Source organism: Shimia sp. MMG029, assembly GCF_027947445.1.
Lineage (GTDB): Bacteria > Pseudomonadota > Alphaproteobacteria > Rhodobacterales > Rhodobacteraceae > Shimia.
Map to the genome: position 1 here is coordinate 14,419 of NZ_JAQJIM010000014.1, position 21,666 is coordinate 36,084.

A 21,666-nucleotide genomic window follows, 5' to 3' on the forward strand; every position below is an offset into this window, starting at 1 on the left:
GTATCGGCACGCGCGCTCTTGCAGTTGTGTCAGATCACTCTATCTAGGACGCGCGCGCCGGGCCCTGATGATGTGCTTTACATTCTAGGGGTTTGTTCGAAATGTCAGGAACATATCGCCAGCTTCAACAACAACGCGACGCATGGTAGATCTCTTCTTTGTCAGCGATCGTCGCACCACACGCACATCCGCCTGAGGGCAGTTTGAGGAACACGCACATGACGCAGATTTCATTTGGCCTTGTCGGGGTGGGCACCATGGGGGCTGCGCTTGCGCTTAATATTGCAGAACAGGGCCATGATCTTGCGCTGTATAATCTGGAAGCTGAAACCGTTGATGCGCTGCTTGCACGCGCGGGCGACTTGGCGCCGCGACTGACAAAGGCAGACAGTGTTCAGGCGCTGGTCGCGTCAATGCCGGCGCCGCGCGCCGTGTTGCTTTTGGTTCCGGCCGGGGGGCCGGTTGATGCATCCATAGCGGCGCTGGTGTCCGAGCTTGCCCCCGGCGACATTATCGTGGACTGCGGCAACAGTGATTTTCGCGAAACCCAGGCCCGCACTGCGCGTATCGAGGCGGCCGGGCTTCAATATCTCGGTGTCGGTGTCAGTGGTGGCGAAGAGGGCGCGCGTCATGGCCCTTCCATGATGGTTGGTGGCGCCGAACAGGCCTGGTTGCACGTTCAGCCAATGCTGGAAAAGATTGCCGCCGATTACGAAGGCGCGCCTTGTGTCGCACACCTTGGATCTGACGGTGCAGGCCACTTCGTGAAGACGGTTCACAATGGCATTGAATACGCCGACATGCAGATGATTTCGGAAATCTATGGTGTGTTGCGTGACGGCGAAGGGCGCACCCCAGCAGAGATCGCGCCTCTGTTTGATCGCTGGAACACGGGTGATCTGGAAAGTTTTCTGATCGAGACCTCTGCCAAAGCGCTGAAAGCTGTGGATCCCGAAACCGGCAAGCCGATGGTTGATGTGATTGTCGATCAGGCCGGACAGAAAGGCACCGGTCGCTGGACGGTGATTGAGGCCATTCGCATGGGCCAATCTGCTTCAGTGATTGAGGCAGCGGTGGGCGCGCGTGTGATGTCTTCGGAACGAACGGTGCGACACACAGCGCAAGATGTGTTCCGCGCGCAGGACACACCTCAAACGACGCAGCCGGTCGTTTTCAGCGAAGAGGATCTAGAGGCCGCTTTCCGCGTTGGCCGCATTCTGGCCTACGCACAGGGGTTCCGCATTCTAAAAGCCGGGTCGGACGAATTTGACTGGGATCTGGATTTTGCGCGGATCGCAGAGATTTGGCGCGCCGGCTGTATCATTCGCTCGGCTTTGTTGGATGACATAGCCGAGGCATTCCAAAACGAGTTGCCCCATGGCCGGCTGATCCTGTCGGATCATTTCGCCACGCTGCTTAATGACAATATCGGGGCGCTGCGTCGGGTGGTTGCCCAGGCCATAATGGCCGGCCTGCCGGTGCCCGCCCTATCTGCCGCGGTGTCATGGTTTGATGCGATCAGTCAGGCGCGCGGCACGACAGACCTCATTCAGGCGCAGCGGGATATTTTTGGCGCACATGGGTTCCAACGTCTCGACAAGGCGGGCACCTTCCACGGTACGTGGTAGCTGGATTTCTGATCGCGCCGTGATTGGCGCGGCATAGGGCTGCGAAAATTTGCCAAACGCTGTCCAATCCTGCTTAGGTAGAGCATGTTTGGTCGGTTTATTGAGTCTGTTGCGGTTGCCCGAATAATTGCTTTGGCGCTGATTTTCTTTGCGTTGTTTGTGCGTGTGGCTGATCCGATTCCGGTTCAGCTCGTGCGCAATCTCACCTTCGACAGTTTCCAGCGCATTTTGCCGCGCACGCCAGAAGCGCTGCCGGTTGCGATCATTGACATTGATGACGCCAGCATTGCGGAACTTGGCCAGTGGCCCTGGCCGCGCACCCGCTTTGCAGAGATGATCGACACGCTCACATCATACGGCGCGGTGGCCATTGCTTTTGATGTGATTTTTGCTGAGCCAGACCGACTGTCTCCCAAGGCGGTGGCAATCGACAATGAGGCGCTGCCGCTCGGGGTGTCGCAGGCTCTCTCGCAGCTCCCCGACAACGACGATGTGCTGGCGGAGGCCTTTCAGCGCGCGCGGGTGATTGTTGGGCAAACCAGCGTGCGAAGCGCGTTTCACCGCGCCACCCAAAGTGCAGAGGTTCAAGATGTGCCGCACGCCACGATGGGGCCACCGCCGGATGGCTTTATTCTGGAGCTGCCTGATCTGGTACAGAATCTTTCGGTTCTGGAAGACGCGGCTGCGGGGCGCGGGATGTTTTCCATTCGGCCAGATCCTGACGGGGTCTATCGCAATCTGCCGATGGTGATGCGGGCCGAGGGCCATTTGCGTCTCGCATTGGCGCCGGAAATGCTGCGCGTGGCCACGGGCGGTGCGCCATTTGTGCTGCGCTCCAATGAGGCGGGTGTGGATGGCGTGGTGCTCGCGCGACAGTTTGTGCAAACCTCCGCTGATGGCACCGTGCGCCCCTATCTCACACGCTCGCGACAGGATCGGTTCATTCCTGCGGCGGATGTTTTGAACGGTACGCTGAAGCCAGCACAGGTGTCAGGGAAGCTGCTGTTTTTTGGCACATCTGCGGTCGGGCTGGGGGATTACCGCGCAACCCCGTTTGGCGTGTCCGTACCGGGGGTGGAGCTGCACGCGCAGCTGCTCGAAAATCTGCTGACCAACACCCTGTTACAGCGCCCCAACTACGCCATTTCTGTCGAGCTGACGGTCACATTCCTGCTGTGCTTGTTGTTTGTCATCGTCACCCCGATCATGAACGCCAAGTTTCTCGCCGCGTCCTCTTTGGCTTTCCTTGTGACCTGCGGGTGGGGCTCGTTCCTGCTGTTTCAGAACGAGAGAATTCTGCTCGACGCCAGTTTCCCGATCGTGTCTGCGCTGGCCACGATCATCTTTATGTCCACCGCCAACTACATGCGCGAGGAAAAGCGACGGCGCGATATCCGCAGCGCTTTTGGCCATTATGTGTCCGAAGATCTGGTCGACGCCATCAGTGACAATCCGGATGGTTTGCAGCTCGGAGGAGAAACCCGAGAGCTCACCCTTTTGTTCAGCGACGTGCGCGGGTTCACGCCCATTGCCGAAAGCTTCCGGGACAATCCTGCCGGTCTTACCCGGTTGATGAACACATTCCTCAACCTGCAGTCCAATGCCATTCTCAATGAACGAGGCACCATCGACAAATTCATGGGGGATGCGGTGATGGCCTTCTGGAACGCCCCGCTCCCTCACGAGGATCACGTCCGCGCCGCTTGCCGCGCGGCCCTCCTGATGCGCGACGGGGTGGAGGCGCTCAATGCCAAACGCCAGAAGGAGGCACAGGACACTGGCACGGTTTTTATGGAAATTCGGTTTGGCATTGGCATCGCCACAGGTTCTTGCATGGTGGGCAATATGGGCTCTGACACCCGCTTTGATTACACCGCCATGGGCGATCCGGTGAATCTGGCTTCGCGTCTGGAGGGGCAGTCCAGCACATATGGCAAAACCGTGATTGTGGCCGCCGAAACCGCGCGGCGGGTGGGCGATGAGTTCGCCCTGCTTGAGCTGGATCTTGTGCGGCTGAAGGGCAAGCGGCAGGCGGAACATATTTTTGCGCTTCTCGGAACCTCTGAGCTCCGCAAAAATGCGCCGTTTCAGCAGATTTGGTCACGCAACGCAGAGATGCTGCACGCCTATCGCAGCCGCGAATGGCAGACCGCAAAAAATCTGCTCGCGGTCATGGCGAAACTCAATGCGGACCACGATTTTGGGCTGGATCGCCATCTGGCCAACTATCGCGAGCGTATAGACGCATTTGAAATGGCCCCGCCCCCAGACGATTGGGATGGGGTGCATGATGCCACTTCAAAGTAGCGCTCCTGCGCCTAAGCCTCCGCGCAGCGCTTGACGCCCATGCCGATAAGCTCGGCGCCCGTTTTCTCTGCGAAATCCGAAATATGATGTCGCGCCGATGTCAGATACCAGTCGCGCAGATCTTCTGGATAGAAGCTGGCAATCAGCTGCGAGGCACGTTCAAATAGCGCGGGCTCCAAGGGCACGCCTGTGCGGCTTGGGCCATGAAAGCCAAACGCCGTTGTTGGGGAAACGCACACATTCGGCAGCCCCAAAAGCATGGTACATGTCGAATGGCAGACGGCACCGCGGATCTCCACCGGTGTTTGGCTCGCAACCAACTGGCGCAACTGATCGATCCGCGCAAGCAACAGCCCGCCATGGTCATTCTGGATCACCAATGGTGTCTGGGCCGCCCGCACCGGGCTGGCGCTCAAGGGCAGGGCAAGCGCCGCTGCGATTGCCGCGACAGCAAGCATGCGGCATACACCGCCAATGCAAAGAAACACGATCCACTCCGTCACAGGAGCGGCAAACACGCCGCTCAACGGCCCCACCAGCTAGAAAGATAGAGTGGAAATGCGGTTAAATTCGGTCAGCGCCAAAGCGCTTTTGCGATCATTTGGTCAATTTGCATGGAATGAGGTGCCAGCAGATCGCGGCGCGGTTAAACATGTTTCAGATGTGGGTCAGGTGCTGGCGGCGCCGCCTTCGACGGAAACATCCTGATCCACAGCGACAATCGCCAGAATGCCTGCGCCGCCATCGAATTGATATACATCCAGCGTGCGCCCCTCGCCGTCGCTCATGGATCCGGTCTGGCTAAAGCCTGTGTCTTCCAGCGTCAGGCGATCACCGGGATCACCCAGAACCGTGATGCTGTTTTCTGCATCCGCGCCAAAGGCACTCTCAAGCAGCGCATCCGCTGTTTCAGACAAATCCATCACCGCCGCGAGCGACAGGGTGACAGTGTCACTGCCGCCATTTTCGAAACTCAGAACCTCGATGTCACGATAGTGGCCGCGCACATTAAACCCTGTGAAGTCAAAACTGCCCGAGCTGGTCTGCACCAGCGTGTCGCGCCCGTCGCCCCCGTCGGTTAAATCCTCTTCAAAGTCCGAACGGTTCAAAACATCATCCCCGGCATGGCCCTGCAATTCGCTGTAGCCTGTGTCGAGCGCCGTCAGTTGATCGTCAAACGCAGAGCCGTCGACAATTTCAATATTCTGAAGCGTATGCACAAAGGCGCTGCCATCCCATGTTCCGGTTGCGACACCAGCCTGCAGATCGACGGTCACCCCGCTGTCAACGTCACCACGACTGTACCGGACCCGGTCGATATCGCCGCGCCCGTCTGCGCTGTCCGTGCCTGCGCCCAGAATAAAGCGATCTCCAAATTCGCTGCCAATCAGCGTGTCATTGCCGCCAACAGAACGCAATTCAATCACCGTATATGTGAAATCGCCATCGGCATTAATTGTGTACTGGCTTCCGTTGCTCGAACTCATGGTGCCGGGCGTGCCCAGATGGATCTGGCTAAGATCGGCACTGACATCGCCGTCATAAAAATTCAGGCGCAGCCGCCCATCGCCCCCGGTGAGGTTCACCACATCAGAACCGCCCGCCGCATCCAGACTGAGCCAATTGCGCTCGGTCGCATTGAACGTGATGTTGTATATGTCATCGCCGTCTGTGCCCGCAAAACCAATTCCACCTTCCACCATCAGCAGGGGGTTAACCAATGTGTCAAACCCTGCGGCCCCTTTGTCGACCGTGCCAAAGTTATTTTGCAGATCAAGGTCAAGCGTGATTGCAGAAAACAGCGGATCCGCATAGCTGAGGAAATACCAGCTTTCCTCGCTCGCCTGCGTAAAGCGAATGGTGTCGTCACCTTCAGACCCCGAGATTTCGTCATCAGCCTCACCAGTGTTGCCCAGTGGGTTGATGTCATCATTCCCAGTGGTGCCTTCGATGTCATCTGTGCCGGTGGTGCCAATGATATAGTTGGCCTGATTGGCCATATTATCGATGATGACATCGGCGTCGGCGCTGGTGGTGGACTCAAAATCGATGCCAAATGTGCCGCCGACTCCATCGTCAAATGCAAACCGCACGCGTGTATCCCCGTCAAAGACATACTCAATCTTAGAGAAAGACATCCCAACAAGCGTGCTGTCCCATTGCAGCATGTCGACATTGGGGTCAAAGCCGCTCACAAAATCATTGCCCCCGGAATAGACAATCAGGCTTCCGTTGTCTTCGACGCGGTACACATCATCCCCGCCATTTCCGATCAGAACAGACTGCCCGGCTCCGCTGCTTTCGAGCGTGTCATTGCCCGCCCCGCCAATCAAAACATCATCGCCGCCCCGGCCTTCCAGACGGTTGTCCAGATCATTGGCGATCAGCGTATCGCCATACCAAGAGCCATGAACCTCTTCGAAATTGACCAATTTATGCGCAAAGGCTTCGCCATCCCAGACGCCAGTAGCGGTGCCAGCCGCAAGACTGACCGTCACCCCGGTTTCAACACCGCTGCGGTTGTAGCGAATGACATCCCAGCCTTCACGGGCATCGGCAAAGTCATCCCCGCTGCCCAGAATGAACCGGTTGTTCAAATCGTTACCAAAGACAAAATCATCCCCGTTTCGGGTTTGGATGTCGATGCGGGTGGCGGAGAGATCTCCAGACAGGTTGACTGTTACGCTTTCATTGTCACCTTCGGTGAAACTCCCGGCGGCCAGATCGCCCGTCACATCATCATCACTGCTGCCAAGGGACACGCGGAAAGTGCCCCCGCCGTCACCTGTGCCGGTGAAGTTTATCGTGTCATGTCCTAGGCTGTGCGCGACGCCAATCCACGTGCTGTCGCTCGCATGTTGCGTGATGTTGTAGGTGTCGTCCCCATCCCCATCAATCAGGAAAAGCCCGGCAGCGCTTGCTGCGCTGGCCGCATTGATCAGGGTGTCGGTGCCCGCGACGCCTTTGTCCACGGTATTGGTGCTCTGGTTGAAATCAAGCTCTGCCGTGATCCCAACCGGGCCCAGTTTGTCATAGGCAAGATCGGTGAACGTCGTGTTTGTGCTTGCGGAAAAGTCATAAGTATCATCGCCCGCACTGGCGTGGATTTTTTCGCGGTCATCATCGTTGCCGCCAATTGCAATGCTGTCATCACCCGGTGTGCCAAAGTAATCCGCACGCCCAAAGCTGCCCACGATATTGACCGGCGTGAAACTCATGCCGCTCAGGATCTGATACATGCCTTCAATCGATACATCTTCTAGTGTCAGCTCAAACGCAGTGTCGAAGCTTTCATCAAAATCCGTATCAAACCGGAACGAATGGCCCGACCCGTTGGACCGGGCGACAATATTCAAGGTGCCAATGTAGGTCAGCGGATCTCCGGAAAATTGCAGGGTGTCTTCTCCCACCACAAAATCATCGACAGAGTCATAGCCCCCCACATAGGTCAGCTGGTCCGCCCCGCCTTCCAACTCAAACCGTTCATCATTGGTAGAGCCGATGATCGTGTCGTCAAAATCGGTGCCTCTAAACCTTTCAATTGAGGTAAAGACATCTGTGTCGCCAAACGGGTCAATCGCCGTGCCGGTTTGTGCGTTGATCGTGACCCCCATGCTGCCGCCGTCTTCGCCGTCCCAAAGATAGCTGAGCTTGTCCGCCCCTGCGCCGCCGTTGATGGTGTCCCTGCCGGCAAACGGGATCCATCCCTCAGACACATGGTCAGATCCGGTGAACAGATCATTGCCATGGGTGCCGCCAAAGAAATGGGTGTAGGTGAATGTGTCGTCGACCACGCCAGCGGCATTGGACACCACCGTACCACTGCCAAGCGCGCCCACGGTGATGACCACCCCATCCGTGTCATCCACATCTTCATAGCTGATGTCGATGCCATCGCCACCTTCCCACAGCGCCTGATGCCCGATCACCCGGTCCATGCCCGCCCCCGGGCGCACGAAGTCTCCCCAGAACTGATTTTCGATGCTGCCGCCGGACGCATCCAGAAGATCATCCCCCGCATCGCCGCGCATGTTCTCGCGCCCACCACCGCCAATGATCGTGTCATTGCCACCACCACCACGCAGGTTGAAGTTTTCATTGGGAACACCGTAGGAATCCGCGCCCACAATCCAATCGTTTTCATCAGTTGTGCGCAGGTAATTGGCATAGGTGAACGTGTCGTTCACAACACCCGCGACGTTGGAGACAACCGTGCCAGACCCCTCCAAACCAAGCGTCACCTGCAAGCCACCGGTGCCGGTCAGATTCCAATAGCCAATTTCGATGCCGCTGCCACTTTCCCAATGCGCCTGATGGCCAATAATGGTGTCACGCCCGCTCCAGGGCTCGATCAGGTCGCCAAACCCCTGCGTCTCTGTGCTCCCGCGCGAACTGTCAAAAACTTCATCGCCTTCCCCTCCCCAAAGGGTGTCCTGGCCGGAGCCCCCAATCAGCGTGTTGTCACCACCAAACCCACGCAATCGGCTACCGCTCTCAGATGCTGTCAGATGATCCGCAAAATCAGAGCCTCTGACGCGCTCAAAATTGCTGAGCGTATGGGTGAAGGCCTGCCCCGCCCAGGTCCCTGTGGCAATGCCCGTCGCCAGATTGACAGTGACCCCGGCATCAATGTCATACCGGTTATACTGAATGGTATCAGTGCCCCCGCGCGCATCGGCGCTGTCAATGCCCGGCCCCAGAATGATCGCATCGCGGCCTTCGCTGCCAATCACCGTGTCATTGCCCGCAAAGGTGCGCAGATTGAGGGTCACATCAGAGGTGTCACCCAACCTGTTGATGACAAAACTGCCTTCGGTCGAGCTCACCGTGCCCGCGCCCAGATCCGCCGTAACATCTGCGCCATTCACACCTGCGTTGATGCGCACCCAGCCCTGACCGCCAAACAGGTTGACCGTATCGTCACCGCCTTCGCCGAAAATACCGATGAACCCATCTTCTGAGGCGCTGAGGGTCACATTGTAAGTGTCATCGCCCGGCGTTCCGGTCACGCCAAAGCCTGACCGCACAACGTTTGCCAGATCTATCAAAGTATCTGTGCCCGCATCGCCCTTGTCGATTGTGTTTGTGGCGGCGTCCACATCCAGATTGGCGGTGATGGGCGGCAGCTCAAGCGCGGCCACATTGTATAAAATCGCCTGATACGCCCCGTCGGTGTTGTTGGTGAAAATATAGGTGTCATTGCCTTCTGACGCATAGATCAGATGTTCTGCGCCGCTTACCGTGACCAGCTCGATGATGTCGTCAGACGGCGAGCCATAGAACTCAGGCGTCTCCAAAAGGGCGGCAATCTCATCGGTGGTCACGCCCGCCAGCACAAGCGTGTAGCCGATCCCGCCGTCGCCTTCGAACGTCAGGATGGTGCCAAGGGTGGTGCCATCGTCAAATTCTGCCGCGACGAGGCTGTTAAAATTCGCCAAGGCAAAGCCAGAGAAAACCAAAGTGTCTTCATCGACGTTGAAATCCTGAACAAAGTCAAAACCCTGCGTGTAAACCAGCGTGTCCTGACCCGCGCCCAATTCAAACAGATCGTTGCCGTCGCCAGACAAAGCCGTGTCGTTGCCGTCACCGGCAAACAGACTGGATCCTGTGTCGGCTGCGGTCAGAATGTCGTCAAACTCGGTGGCCAGAACACTTTCAAACCCGGCCAATACATCGGTGTCACCAAAAAGGTCGATGGCGATGCCAATCGCAAGGTTCACGGTGACCCCGACAGTGTTGATCGTATAGCGGCTGTCCTGATCATAGGCGACTTGGTCAAACCCGCCCACGCCCCCGGTCAATGTGTCATTGCCCTGTAATCCGCGCACGCGATTGCCCAGATTGCCATCCTGCAATTGAATCGAATCCGCAAACAGCGATCCTTCGATCGCTTCAATTTGGCTCAGCGTATCTAGCGTGCCATCTGATTTCTCAGCACGTCCCGCATTCAGATCAACGTCTACCGCGCCGTCTGCTTCGGCATAGGTGACCTGATCGACGCCCTCTGGCCCCCCATCAAAACTGTTGTTGCCATCGGTGTCGCTAAAAATGTCATTTCCTGATCCGCCGAAGTACTGATCATCGCCAAGGCCAAAGTCAGCCCGATCATCGCCGCCGTTGCCACGGAAAATATCATCGGACTCCGTGGTTTCGTTCACCGAAATCCAGTCGTCCTCATCTGACCCATTGTAGGTCCACGGGAAGGCTCCGAAAAAGGCTTCAAGCGGTCCATCAACAAAATTGCCCCCCACAATGCTGTTGCTGATCGCCTCCTTCAGCCCCGCCACAGTGAAGGCAAAGCCAGACCCCAGGATAAAGTCAGGGTCCCCGGCGCTGCCAACTTGCAGCCCGGTCAACACACCAATCCCCGCATCATAATCAAGCCCAGTGCCAGTAAAGGCAAAGCTGCGGCCATCCTCTGCGGTAAAGCGGATCTCGGTGGCGGTGTTGATGCTTGGCGCCCGGGCAGAGGTGACCCCTTCGTTGACCTCAAAAAGCGCCGCTTCCGGCATGTCCCCAAACATCAGATCAAAACTCTGGGGCGGATCGGCTTCGGTGGTGGCCGACCCTGCAACCGTCAAATTTAGCGTACCGGCAAGCTGTTCAATGCTCACCACTTTGCTGGTGCTGCCACTGGCGTTGCCAAAGGCATCCACAGAGCTCACGCTTACCTGAAAACTGGGGGCATCCGGCAGATCCTCGGGGAAGAAATCCACCGAAAATTGCCCATCTGGCCCCACATCGGCGGTGGCGATTGTGCCGCCAAAATCAACGGTCACTTCGCCGTCAGGTTCGGCAGTGCCCGCAACGGTGATCGGTGACAGTTGTTCTGAGACATCAATAAAGTCGTCTCCGGTCACATCCTGAAGCACAACCGGGTCAATCACTGCGGTGACATTGATGTTGATGGTGGCGCTGGCGGTGCCGCCATTGCCGTCCTCCACCTCATAGGTGAAACTGTCTGACCCGTTGAAATTCAAATCAGGCGCATAAGCGAAACTGCCATCCGGGTTGAAGGTCAGTGTGCCATGCGACACGTCGCTCAACAGCCGCGCTTGCAGGCTGTCGCCATCCGGATCGCTGTCATTTGCCAGCGCCCCGGTTGCGGCTGGAACGGACAGCGCGCCATCTTCGACAACACTATAGCTGTCCGCCTCTGCCACCGGATCGCGATTGGGTTGGGCCACCGACACAGTCACCGTCGCGGTGGCTGTGTCGCCTTGGGCGTCACGCAGCGTGTAGGTGAAGCTGTCTACGCCGGAAAACGCGGCATCCGGGATGTAGGTGACGGCGCCGGATCCTGTGATTTCTGTGGTGCCGTTGCTGGCCGTACCCACGGATTGCACCGAAAGGGCGTCGCCCTCTGCGTCGCTGTCGTTGCTGATCACATCGATGACAAACGGGATACCGGCATCGGTACTGTTCGTATCATTGTTTGCGGTTGGAGCATCGTTCACCCCCTGAATGACAAAGCGCAGGGTTTCGCTGGCACTGGCTCCATTGGTGTCTGTCACCGTGTAAAGCACAGACTGCAAACGTGACACCAATTGGCCCACCCCATCGCCAAGCGCGTCATAGGCTCCCGCTGTGTCAAAGGTAAAACTGCCATCGGCAAAAATCGTCAACTGGCCACCATCCCCAACGGTAACCTGCGTGCCTGCGGTGGCGCTGTCTTCATCAGCATCAGCCAAGGCGCTGCCATTGATGGCGGTCAGGGTGAAGCTGTCGCCATCCGGGTCGGCATCCGCACTGCCTGTGGTGGTGTCGGTCAGGGCATTGCCGCCAATGCTGCTGTCCTCAGATACCGTGTATTCATCCAGCGTTGGGACCGGCGCATCGTTTTCGCCTGTCACCTCTATGGTGACCTGCCCCGTGGCCTGCGCGCCGCTAGGGTCTTCGATCACATAGCTGAAACTTTCTTCCAGCGTGTCCCCAAGGCCCAATTGCTCAAAATCGCTGCGGGCGTCCGCCGCGCCGCCGGGGTCAAATTCAAAACTCCCATCCGCAGCCAGACGCAAGCTTGCGCCAGAGGGCAGGGTGATCTGCATGCCATCAACCCGAATGTCGCCGCCGGCGCTGTCTGTGGCAGAGACCAAAGTCAGCGCGCCACCCTCAGGGTCAAAATCCGCCCCCGCGCCATTGTCGGCAAAAATGTTGCCGGTGATGTCTTCGGATTCTGTGGCGGCAAAACTGTCCGCGGCGGCCACAGGGGGCTGATTGGCGCCAATGGTGAGAAACACCGTCCCCGTCCCCACGCCGCCATTGCCATCGGATATGGCATAGTCAAATTGCGCAGCCCCTGTCTGACCCGCGCTGGGCGTAAAGGTCACGGTTGTGCCCGCAAGCGCCACAGTCCCGCCAATCGCATTTCCCACGCTGGTGAGGCTCAGCGTGTTACCCTCGGGATCGACGTCATTGGCCAGCAGCTGGGCCGCCTCCAGCACCAGATCCGCGCCAAAGCCAGTGGCAAAGCCCGCATCGTCATTGGCTGTTGGGGCGTCGTTAACCGGCAGCACGGTGACCGTGACAACCCCGGTCGCCTGCCCGCCATTGCCATCATCAATCGTATAGCTGAAGGCATCAACACCGTTGAAATCCGCATCCGGCGTGTAAAGGTATCCCTCCCCGTCAAACCCCACGCTGCCATGCGCGGGCGTGCCCAGAGCCGCAAGGGTCAGCGTGTCGCCATCCGGGTCGCTGTCATTGGCAAAAAACGGGATATAGACCGAACTGTCCTCATTGGTGCTCACCGCGCCATAGCCGCCCGCCACCGGCAGGCGATTGCCGCCCACCGACAGGGTCACCGTGCCCGTCGCCGTGCCCCCGGCAGCATCAACAATGTCATAGGAAAACTGCGCAACCCCTTCAAAATCCGTCTCCGGTGTGAAGGTGATGCTGCCCCCAACCAGCGCAACCGTCCCCCCCACGGCCCCCTCCACAGAGACCACTGATAACGCCTGCACAAGCTCCGGGTCGCCATCCGTGTCATTGGCAAGAAGCGTTTCGGCGTTCAGGATCAGCGCCGTGTTGCGCGGGGTGAAAAACCCGCCATCTGCCGCCGCCACCGGCGCGTCATTCACCGCCGCAATGGTCAGCACCACCTCGCTCATATCGCTGCCGCCAAAGCCATCGCTCACGGTATAGGCAAACCCATCAACCCCGTTGAAATCCGCATCCGGCGTATAGGTAAAGCTGCCATCCGCGCCGAGGCTCAGCACACCATGTGACACATCGCTTTGCAGGCTCACGCTCAGCGCATCCCCATCCGGGTCACTGTCATTGGCCAAAACGCCATCGCCCGCAGTCACTGTGAGGCTGCCATCCTCAGTCAGCTCATAACTGTCATTGCCCGCCTCCGGCGCCAGATTGACCAAAGCCACCGTCACCCGCACCGTGGCTGTGGCACTCGCACCGGTCCCGTCGGTGATGGTGTAGCTGAAGCTGTCAGATCCAAAAAAGCCCGGCTCTGGCGTGTAGCGCAGATCACCCTCTGTGGTCAGCTCTACCGTTCCATTGCTCGCCGCGCCCACATCACTCACCGCAATGTCATCGCCATCTGCATCGCTGTCGTTGCCTGTCACCTCAAAGGTCACAGCCACATCTTCAGAGGTGGTCACCAGATCATCCTGCGCCACGGGCGCATCATTGACCGGCGCCACCGTCACAAGAACGGTGCCCATATCCACACCGCCATCGCCATCAGACACAGTGTAGGTGAACGCGTCGCTGCCGTTGAAATCCGCATCCGGGGTATAGCGCAGAAGGCCCGTGCCATCGATCGTTACCGTGCCATGAGCCGGATCGGTGATGGCGCTGACAAACAGCGCGCCGCCCTCCACATCCGTGTCATTGCCCAGCACATCAATCAGCACCGCTGTGTCTTCGTCGGTGCTACTGGTGTCATCCCCCGCGACGGGGGCATCGTTCACCGGTGTCACCGTCACCAGCACCAACCCAGTGGCAAAGCCGCCATTGTCGTCGGCAATGGTATAGGTGAAACTGTCTCTGCCGTTGAAATCCGCCGCTGGTGTATAGGTCACCGCGCCATCGGCAGAGATCGCAACCGCGCCATTGGTGGGCTGACCAACTCCAGCAAGCGTCAGTGTGTGCCCATCCGCATCGCGCGCAGCCCCCAGCACTGTCAAAGAGCGCGAAGCGTCTTCGGCCACAGTGAAGGTTTGATCGGGGGCAATCGGCGGCGTGTTTTCAGCCACCGTCAGGGTGACCGTGGCGCTGGTTATGCCGCCTGCACCATCTGACACGTCATAGCGAAAGCGCGCTGGACCCGCATAATCCGCCTGTGGCGTAAAGCGCACCATGCCATCCCCCATGGCCACAGTGCCCCCTTCTGCATCCCCGACGGCCACAATCTCCAGCGGCTGGTTAAGTTCCGGGTCGCCGTCGGTGTCATTGGCCAGCAATGTGGCCATCGGGATCTCAATGGCCACATTGAACGGGGCCACCTCGCCGCTGTCATCCCCCGCGACAGGGGTATCGTTCACCCCTTCAACCGTCAGTGTCACAATGCCGGTGTCCGTCCCGCCAAGGGCATTTTCAACGGAATAGGTGAAACTGTCTGTGCCTGCGAAATCCGGGTCCGGCGTATAGGTAAGCGCGCCCTCCGCACCCACCGTGACCGTGCCATGGGCAGGCGCGCCCGCCATCGCAAAGGTCAACGGGGTGCCGCTGGCGTCTGTCACCGCGTCTTGCAGGGCAATGACCAAAGAGGCGTCTTCCAAAACATCCGCCTCCAGATCGGTGGCGGCGGGTGTGATCACCCCGCCTATGCGTGCGGTGTCTGGTCCTCCTCCCGGCGCCCCGTCCGAAGCTCCGTCCGATGGGCCACCAACCGGTGCAGCGGGCGCACCATCGCCGCCCGCACCAGCATCAGGGCCATCAAACCCACCAGTGGCACCAAGACCAGGGTCACTGCCAAAGCCGCTTTCAGCTGGGGGGGCGCTGCCCGGCCCAAGGCCGGGATCAGCGGCGCCCAAAGCGCCCTCGCCTGATCCATCGTCTCCCGTGACCACATTGGTCACCCCTTCAAGACCGGCTTCCCCTTCGCCCGCATCCAACTGTGCCAACGCCAGCGCGGCGATGTTTTCTGCATCCCCGTCACCCGGCTCGGTGTCTGTGGTCTCCGCAAAATCCTGCTGTGCGTCAGGTTGCAGCGATGCGTCGTCTTCTCCCTCCGCATCCCCGTCACCCGGAGGCGGGGGTGCATCCTCGCCCCCTTCTGTATCCCCCGGATCTTGGCTGTCAGGGTCTTGACCTTGTGGTGGTTGCACGGATTGGCTGTCTCCTCCCTCGCCTCCATCTTGCGGTGCCGGGGCAGGGGGCGGCGCGCCGTCGCCCGGCGCCGTCTGGCCGCCACCATCTGGTGCGCCTTCGCCTGTGCCCGCGCCATTAAAGTCAATATAGGTGCCAAGGTTTTCGAGCCGAAGTTCAGCGCGCTCTGTGGCGTCATTTGTCTGGGTCACCAGCGCGTCGGTGTCGGCCTGAACCACGTCAGCGCGCGGCACGGGCCGGGTTTCTCCAGCAATCGGAGAGACAATCCAACTGGTTTCAGGATCTGTAAGCGTAGAGACAAAGGCTCCGTTCTGGTCAAACAGATCGACACGTCCCAGATTGCCATCTGGCCAATCAGGCAGAAGTGACACGATCACCTCGCTGACACCGTTGACCACCACAATGCGGATCTCCACGGTGGTGCCACGAATGCCGATGGTGGAGGTTGGTGTGTTCACCTCCATTTCGCCCACGCGCGCCACCTGACCGGCCACAAAAACAAAGCCGCCTTGAATGAGATTGAAGGCGGCGGTGCCGTCAGACCCGCCGGGGTCATAGATCAGTTCATCCAGAATCATGCGGCTGTCGGGGGCAAGGGTGAACACCGTGCCATCCACAAACACCAATGACACCGTGCTGCCGCCGCTTGTTTGGACAACATCGTCTTGAAAAACCAGTCCGCCTTCGTTCAAGCGCACGGTGGATCCATCTGCGCGTGTGACAGTCACAACACCCGCAATTGTATCCACCTGTCCAATGGCCTCTGCTGTGGTCTGCGCCTGTGCTTGTATCAGATCGGTTTGTGTGAGTTCTGCCGCCCCGAGATCGACCTCGGTTTTCAGCGCGGCCACGCGTGTGTCCACACCGGCCCCGGCCAGCCGGGCCACGTCGGCCCCCTTGAGAATAGCCCCATTGGGCGCGATCAAGTCAGCGGGCTCCGCAAAAGAGAAATACCCGGCGATGCGCAGCGGCGCGTCCCCCTCAAACGTAAGGATCAGATCCTGACCGTCTTGCGCGTAGTGTCCCTGAAAAACCGCGTTCAGGTTAGGGGCCAGAATGTCAGACCCATCCGCAATAATTACAAAGTCATCAGGGCTGCCTTGCTGGCTGCCAAATACATTCAAACTCATGGATGATCCCCCAGGAACAACCGATACTCAAAACAACACCGCTCAAATCAGGGGCAAGGGTCGCCCGTGCGGCTCAATACATAATGGTTAAGTTTACTGCGAATTAAGGTTAAATGCGACTCTTTTAACGTGCATGCTGCTCCCGTGATCCATGTGTGCTCATCTTTCCCGCAGTGCCTCATGCTGTGCACGCAAGACCGGGCGGATCAGATAATCCAACACGGTTTTGCGGCCACTTTGGATATCGATGCTGGCCACCATTCCGGGAGAAATCTCCAAAGGACGATCCGCGCTTTTCAGCGCGGTGCGCTCGGTGCGCAGCATGACTTGGAAATAGGGCACACCATCTGCATTGGTGAGGGCGTCTGCGCCGATCCGCTCTACATGCGCCGGCAGATCACCATAGCGCAGGTAATCATATGCAGTGATCTTGACCGAAGCGTCGGCCCCCACCCGCACAAACGCCAGATCGCGCGGGCTGACCTCCGCTTCAATAAGCAGGGAGTCATCTAATGGGACAATTTCCGCAAGGATCACCGCCGGCTGCACCACGCTGCCAACATTACTCACACTGATGCGATTAACCGTGCCCCGCACCGGCGCGCGCAGATCGGTGCGCGACACTCTCTCTCGTGCCGCCCGCAGGCTCTCTTCGACCACCGCCAGATCACCAAGCACGATCGAAATCCGCTCCCGCGCCGTCAGCCCATAAGAGGACTGCGCAGACTCGATTTGCTTTTCGGTCTCCGCAATGCTGGCCCGCACCCGCAGCTCGGTGGCCTCTGACACGGTGATATCCCCCTCAATCTGCGCCAACTGCCCCCGCAGCCGCAGGATCTCTATTTCTGGCACCGACCCGCTGGCAAACAGCCCTTCCGAAATCTCCACCTCCCGCCGCAACGGATCTGCCATCGCCTCCAGCCGCGCGCGCTGGGCGGTCAGCTCCACAAGCTCCGCTTCCCGTTGCAACAACCGGTCAGCCAGCGCGCTCAGCTCCAGCGCGAGCTGGCTGCGCCGCGTGTCAAAAATCGCCCGCTCCGCCGCCACCAGCCGTGGGTTCCAGACGCGGGTGTCCGGAAATACCAGAGCATCTGCCCGCTCCGCTTCCGCCCGCAGGCGGATCAGCTCCGTTGCCAGCGCCTGCTCCCGTTGTTCCAATTCGCCAAGATTGGCCTGTACCGTTGTGTCATCAATTTCAAACAACACCTGATCCGGTGCCACCACATCGCCTTCGCCCACATGGATCGCTGCCACGATCCCGCCCTCCGGCGCCTGCACCGTTTGCACCTGCGAACTGGGCACCACCCTGCCAGAGGCCCGCGTCACCTCTTCAATTTCAAACGTCGCCGCCCAGACCACAAAGCCCAGCAAAACCGCCATCACCAAAAGCAACAGCACCCAAAGCCCGCGCCCGGCATCCTGCCCGCCGGGGCGGTTTACAAATGCGTCATCTTCCAGCCTCTGTGAAAACATCTGTGCCCTCACTCCGCGGCCTGATGATCGGCGCGCTGTCCCAGCTGGGCCATCACCTCCGCACGAGGCCCGTCCAGCATTTTGCGCCCCTGCTCAATCACAATGAACCGATCTGCCAGCGCCGCCAGCGACATCCGGTGGGTGGACAGCACCATCCCCACGCCCTCGCGCTGTAAGATCCGCAGCCGCTCAATCGCCAATGCCTCGCTGGCATGATCCATCGCATTGGTCGGCTCGTCCAGAAACAGGAACTTCGGCCGCCGGATCAGCAGCCGCGCCAGTGCCAGCGCCTGCCGTTGCCCGCCTGACAGCCGCTCGCCTCTTTCGCCCGCAAAATAGCCAAGCCCCTCCGGCAATCCGGCGACAAATCCGTCAATCCCTGCCAGATGCAGCGCCCGCATGATTTCCGCATCCGTGGCCTCTGGCATCCCCAGCGTCACGTTTTCGCGCAACGTGCCCGTAAACAACAGCGGGTCCTGCGGCAGATAGCCAATGCCCGCCCGCACCGCAGCTGGCTCAAATTGCCCAATCTCGTGATCATCAATCAGCAGCGTGCCGTCCTGCGGCTGATACAGCCCTGTGATCAGTTTGCCCAACGTCGACTTGCCCGATCCGATCCTCCCCAACAGCGCGGTCGTGCTGCCCGGCTCAAAGGAGGCGGACAGCCCCACTATTGCCGGGTGCGGCATGTCTGGATAGGTGAATGTGACGTTGCGCAGCGCCACTTTGCCGTCATGCACTTTCAGATCACTGCGCAGGGCGCTGCGCGCTTCGGTCTCTGTGTCCACAAAGCGCGAGATCGACCGCATTGACCAGAGTGCAAAATTCGCCCGGAATATCGTCTGGGTGATCCCGGCCAGAGGGGCAAGGATACGCCCTGCCATGATATTGGCGGCGATCAAGGCGCCGATGGTCACGGTGCCCTGCGCAACCAGGAACACGCCCAAACAAATGATCCCCGCGCTCACCGCCTGTTGCACAAACACGGTGGCAGAGCCTGTGAAATTTGCCCAATTGCGTGTTTGCGCCGTCACACGGGAAGAGGCCGCCACCGCATTCTCCCACTCCCGTTGCAATACGGGCTCAGCGCCGATGGTTTTCACGGTTTCCAAACCCGTCAGCGCCTCAATCAGCACCTGATTGCGTTTCACGGTCATCTGCTGTGCCTGTCGGGCAGACCGGGCAATCGGCACCTGAGCCAACACCGCAATGGTCAGCATCACCGGTATCGCGGCAATCGGGATCCAGGCCAGCGGCCCAACGATCATTGTCAGCACCACCAGAAACAGCCCAACAAAGGCCAGATCAATCAATGCAATCAACGTGGAGGAGGTGAAGAAATCCCGCACCACTTCAAAATCCCGAAGATTGGTGATCGCACCGGTGGCCCCGCCTGTGCGCGCCAGAATTTTTTGCGCCAGCGCCATCTGAAATAAGCGCGAGGCCAGCGACAGATCCGCCCGCCGCGATACCCTCTGGATGATTGCGCTGCGCAACAGGCGCAACAGCATATCCAGACCAATCGCCAACGCCACACCAATGGCCAGGGTCACCAATGTGACAAAGGCCAGATTGGGGATCACGCGATCAAACACATTCATCACAAAAATGGGCAGGGCCAGCCCCGCCAAGTTCACGCCAAAGGCTGCCAAGAACACCTGAAGCCACGCCGCTTTGTGCCGTGCAAGCTCTGACCACAGCCAATGTCCCCCCTGCGGGACAATATCTTGCGCATCCGGGGCAAGTCGCGCACGGGCCGGCGCCTCTTTTGTGGCCACCAGCAAGACCTCACCGGTCAAGTCTTGCGCCAGTGTACGGGTTGGCAGCGTCTCACTTGTGTTGCTTTCCGGGTCAACCAGCGCAGCTTTCTTTTGGTGCCGGTCCAGCCCCACCAAAATTATGGGCGGCCCCTTTTTACGCATCAGCACCACAGGCAGGCTGCCGGGGTCGATCTGGGCAAGACGTCGTGTCACGCTGCGCGCTCTCAGGCCCACAACATCAAGGGCTCGCACAAGCCCTGCGCCTTCGTCTTGCTCAAAACTCTGGGGAAGACGCCCCACCACAGCATCTCTGACAAAAGGACGCCCGTGATGACGGGCCAGCCAAGCCACCAGCGCCAGCGCATGCGTGTCTGCGTTCTCCGCGGGGGGATGATCCGAACCAACCACGGCGCTGGGCGTCAATCGAGGGCAGGGGCAGAGATATTGAACCCGCCCATTGGGTTGGCCTTCACACGGGTTTCAAAATCCGCATTCAAGACGCGCCCTTCTTTGGTCAGGCCAAAATGTTCAGACAGCTTGCTCTGTGCGGCCAGCACCCGGTAGCCCTGATAATAATATGCTGCAGACGCGTTGATCTGGCGAATGCGCAGGTTGAACAGCGCGCGCTCTGCATCCAGCACCTGAAGCAGGGGGCGCTTGGCGGCTTCAAATTCTTGTCGAAAGGCATCCACGATCAATTCGTTGGTGGACACGGAGCGATCCAACAACAACTTGCGTTCACGTGCCGAGTGATAGGCATTCCACGCCCGACGGGCAAAATCACGCACTTCATTCTCGATCTGTTTCTTGCGGTAGTGGCCGCGGATCACCAGATCACGGTTGCGCGCCCGTGTGGCTTCGCGGGTGTTGCCTTTATAGAGTGTCCAGTTCAGACGCACGCCGGCGGCAACGGTGGAGTCTGTGCCAGTGGCCCCTTCTTGGTTGGCGCCAATGTCTGCCCCGATAAAGGCGTCAATCTTTGGCTTCCAATCCGCTTCATCCATAGCGCCCTGATAGGTTTGGGCCTGTATTTCGTTGGCGGCAAGCTGCATCTGAAAGCTGTTGGTCACGGCTGCTGTTTCCACTGCCTCTCGGGAAGCCGGGGGATGGGTATGAAACTGACGTGACATGGTGGTGGTCGGGGCTTTGCCAATGATCAGTTCAAACTGAGAGTTGGCATCGCCCAATTGGGCCTCTGCATCCGCCAGGGCCAGTTGCGCCGCCAAAAGCTTGTCATTGGCGCGAAAGCGATCCGCATCCGAAAGTTTCCCCGCGTCAACCTGGCTGACAACCTGCCGAGAGATTTCCGCATGCCGTGCCACATTGCGCCGGGAGGCTTGCACAATGTTGCGATGGCGGATGACGTCGATGTAGGCCTGCACCGCATTCAGCGCGAGGGTTTCTGTGGCGTCCGACAGTCGGATGATCTCTGCATCCAGCAACGTCGCTTCCCGATAGATGCGATTCATTGTGCGCATCCCATCCAGAAGATTGACCGAGACATCGACACCTATGATGCGTGCAAATTTGGTGCTGCGATTGTCAGCGGGTGTGAGGGTCGGATCTTCGACCCATTCCGCAGCGGCGCTGCCAAACACATTCACCTGCGCGCGCTTGTCACCTTGGGCGACGTTGATCATGCGCCCCTGCGCTTGGATGCCTGCAATCGCGGCGTTGCGCGCTTCGCTGTTAGAGACGGCGCTATAGATGGCATCGACCAAAGTGTCGGCCAAAGCGGGGGTGGCGGGGGAGAAAGAACAAAGCGCAATAACCGCGCTGACAATAGTACATTTCATAAGCGAACCAGATCACAAGAAAGGTGGCGAACAATACATTGGGTTTAGAAATTACCTATCGATACGACAAATCACGCCTTTGAATCAAATTTTCCAAATCCATGAGCGTCATCCAGACTCTCATTTGCACACCTAGTACGCACTGTTCCCCCCCCGTTGCGTTTGTCTTTCTGCACCGTTCGTTGGCTCTGCCGGGTATATTGTTCCACCTCTGTGATACGTACGTAATACCGCCGCGATACCGACGTTTGCGTTTGCCGTTGCGTTGTTTGTTTTGGGAGAT

The 21,666-nt window shown here is 59.0% G+C and carries 7 protein-coding genes; 2 read left to right on the forward strand and 5 right to left on the reverse strand.

Translation table 11 applies throughout. The features are described 5' to 3' along the window. Positions 1-218: 218 nt before the first annotated feature. Both gndA and PJL69_RS19625 read left to right on the forward strand, forming a co-directional pair. Complete coding sequence (gndA, locus tag PJL69_RS19620) at positions 219-1,628, forward strand: NADP-dependent phosphogluconate dehydrogenase (protein ID WP_271311198.1); 1,410 nt, start codon at positions 219-221, stop codon at positions 1,626-1,628. Between the two features lie 84 nt (positions 1,629-1,712). Beyond that, complete coding sequence (locus PJL69_RS19625) at positions 1,713-3,935, forward strand: CHASE2 domain-containing protein (protein WP_271311199.1); 2,223 nt, start codon at positions 1,713-1,715, stop codon at positions 3,933-3,935. An 11-nt stretch (positions 3,936-3,946) separates the two neighbouring features. Here PJL69_RS19625 and PJL69_RS19630 read toward each other — a convergent pair whose 3' ends face one another. The 5 genes from PJL69_RS19630 to PJL69_RS19650 form a co-directional block, all read right to left on the reverse strand. Then, positions 3,947-4,462 (reverse strand): hypothetical protein, encoded by a 516-nt coding sequence (locus tag PJL69_RS19630; RefSeq protein ID WP_271311200.1) that lies wholly within the window; start codon positions 4,460-4,462, stop codon positions 3,947-3,949. A 141-nt stretch (positions 4,463-4,603) separates the two neighbouring features. Continuing rightward, a complete protein-coding gene (locus PJL69_RS19635) occupies positions 4,604-16,354 on the reverse strand; it encodes an Ig-like domain-containing protein (protein ID WP_271311201.1) in 11,751 nt (3,916 codons plus the stop codon). A 159-nt stretch (positions 16,355-16,513) separates the two neighbouring features. Then, positions 16,514-17,827: an HlyD family type I secretion periplasmic adaptor subunit gene (locus PJL69_RS19640; RefSeq protein WP_271311202.1), complete on the reverse strand. Its 1,314-nt coding sequence runs from the start codon at positions 17,825-17,827 to the stop codon at positions 16,514-16,516. Positions 17,828-17,835: 8 nt separating this feature from the next. Then, a complete protein-coding gene (locus PJL69_RS19645; RefSeq protein ID WP_271311203.1) occupies positions 17,836-19,995 on the reverse strand; it encodes a type I secretion system permease/ATPase in 2,160 nt (719 codons plus the stop codon). Between the two features lie 11 nt (positions 19,996-20,006). Beyond that, positions 20,007-21,383, reverse strand: a complete 1,377-nt coding sequence (locus PJL69_RS19650) for a TolC family protein (RefSeq protein WP_271311204.1) — start codon at positions 21,381-21,383, stop codon at positions 20,007-20,009. Between the last annotated feature and the right edge of the window lie 283 nt (positions 21,384-21,666).

Bases quoted from the DNA above. Each gene is read 5' to 3' on its own strand.
- gndA (WP_271311198.1), top strand. From the start codon at position 219: ATGACGCAGATTTCATTTGGCCTTGTCGGGGTGGGCACCATGGGGGCT.
- PJL69_RS19625 (WP_271311199.1), top strand. From the start codon at position 1,713: ATGTTTGGTCGGTTTATTGAGTCTGTTGCGGTTGCCCGAATAATTGCT.
- PJL69_RS19635 (WP_271311201.1), bottom strand. From the start codon at position 16,354: ATGAGTTTGAATGTATTTGGCAGCCAGCAAGGCAGCCCTGATGACTTT.
- PJL69_RS19640 (WP_271311202.1), bottom strand. From the start codon at position 17,827: ATGTTTTCACAGAGGCTGGAAGATGACGCATTTGTAAACCGCCCCGGC.
- PJL69_RS19650 (WP_271311204.1), bottom strand. From the start codon at position 21,383: ATGAAATGTACTATTGTCAGCGCGGTTATTGCGCTTTGTTCTTTCTCC.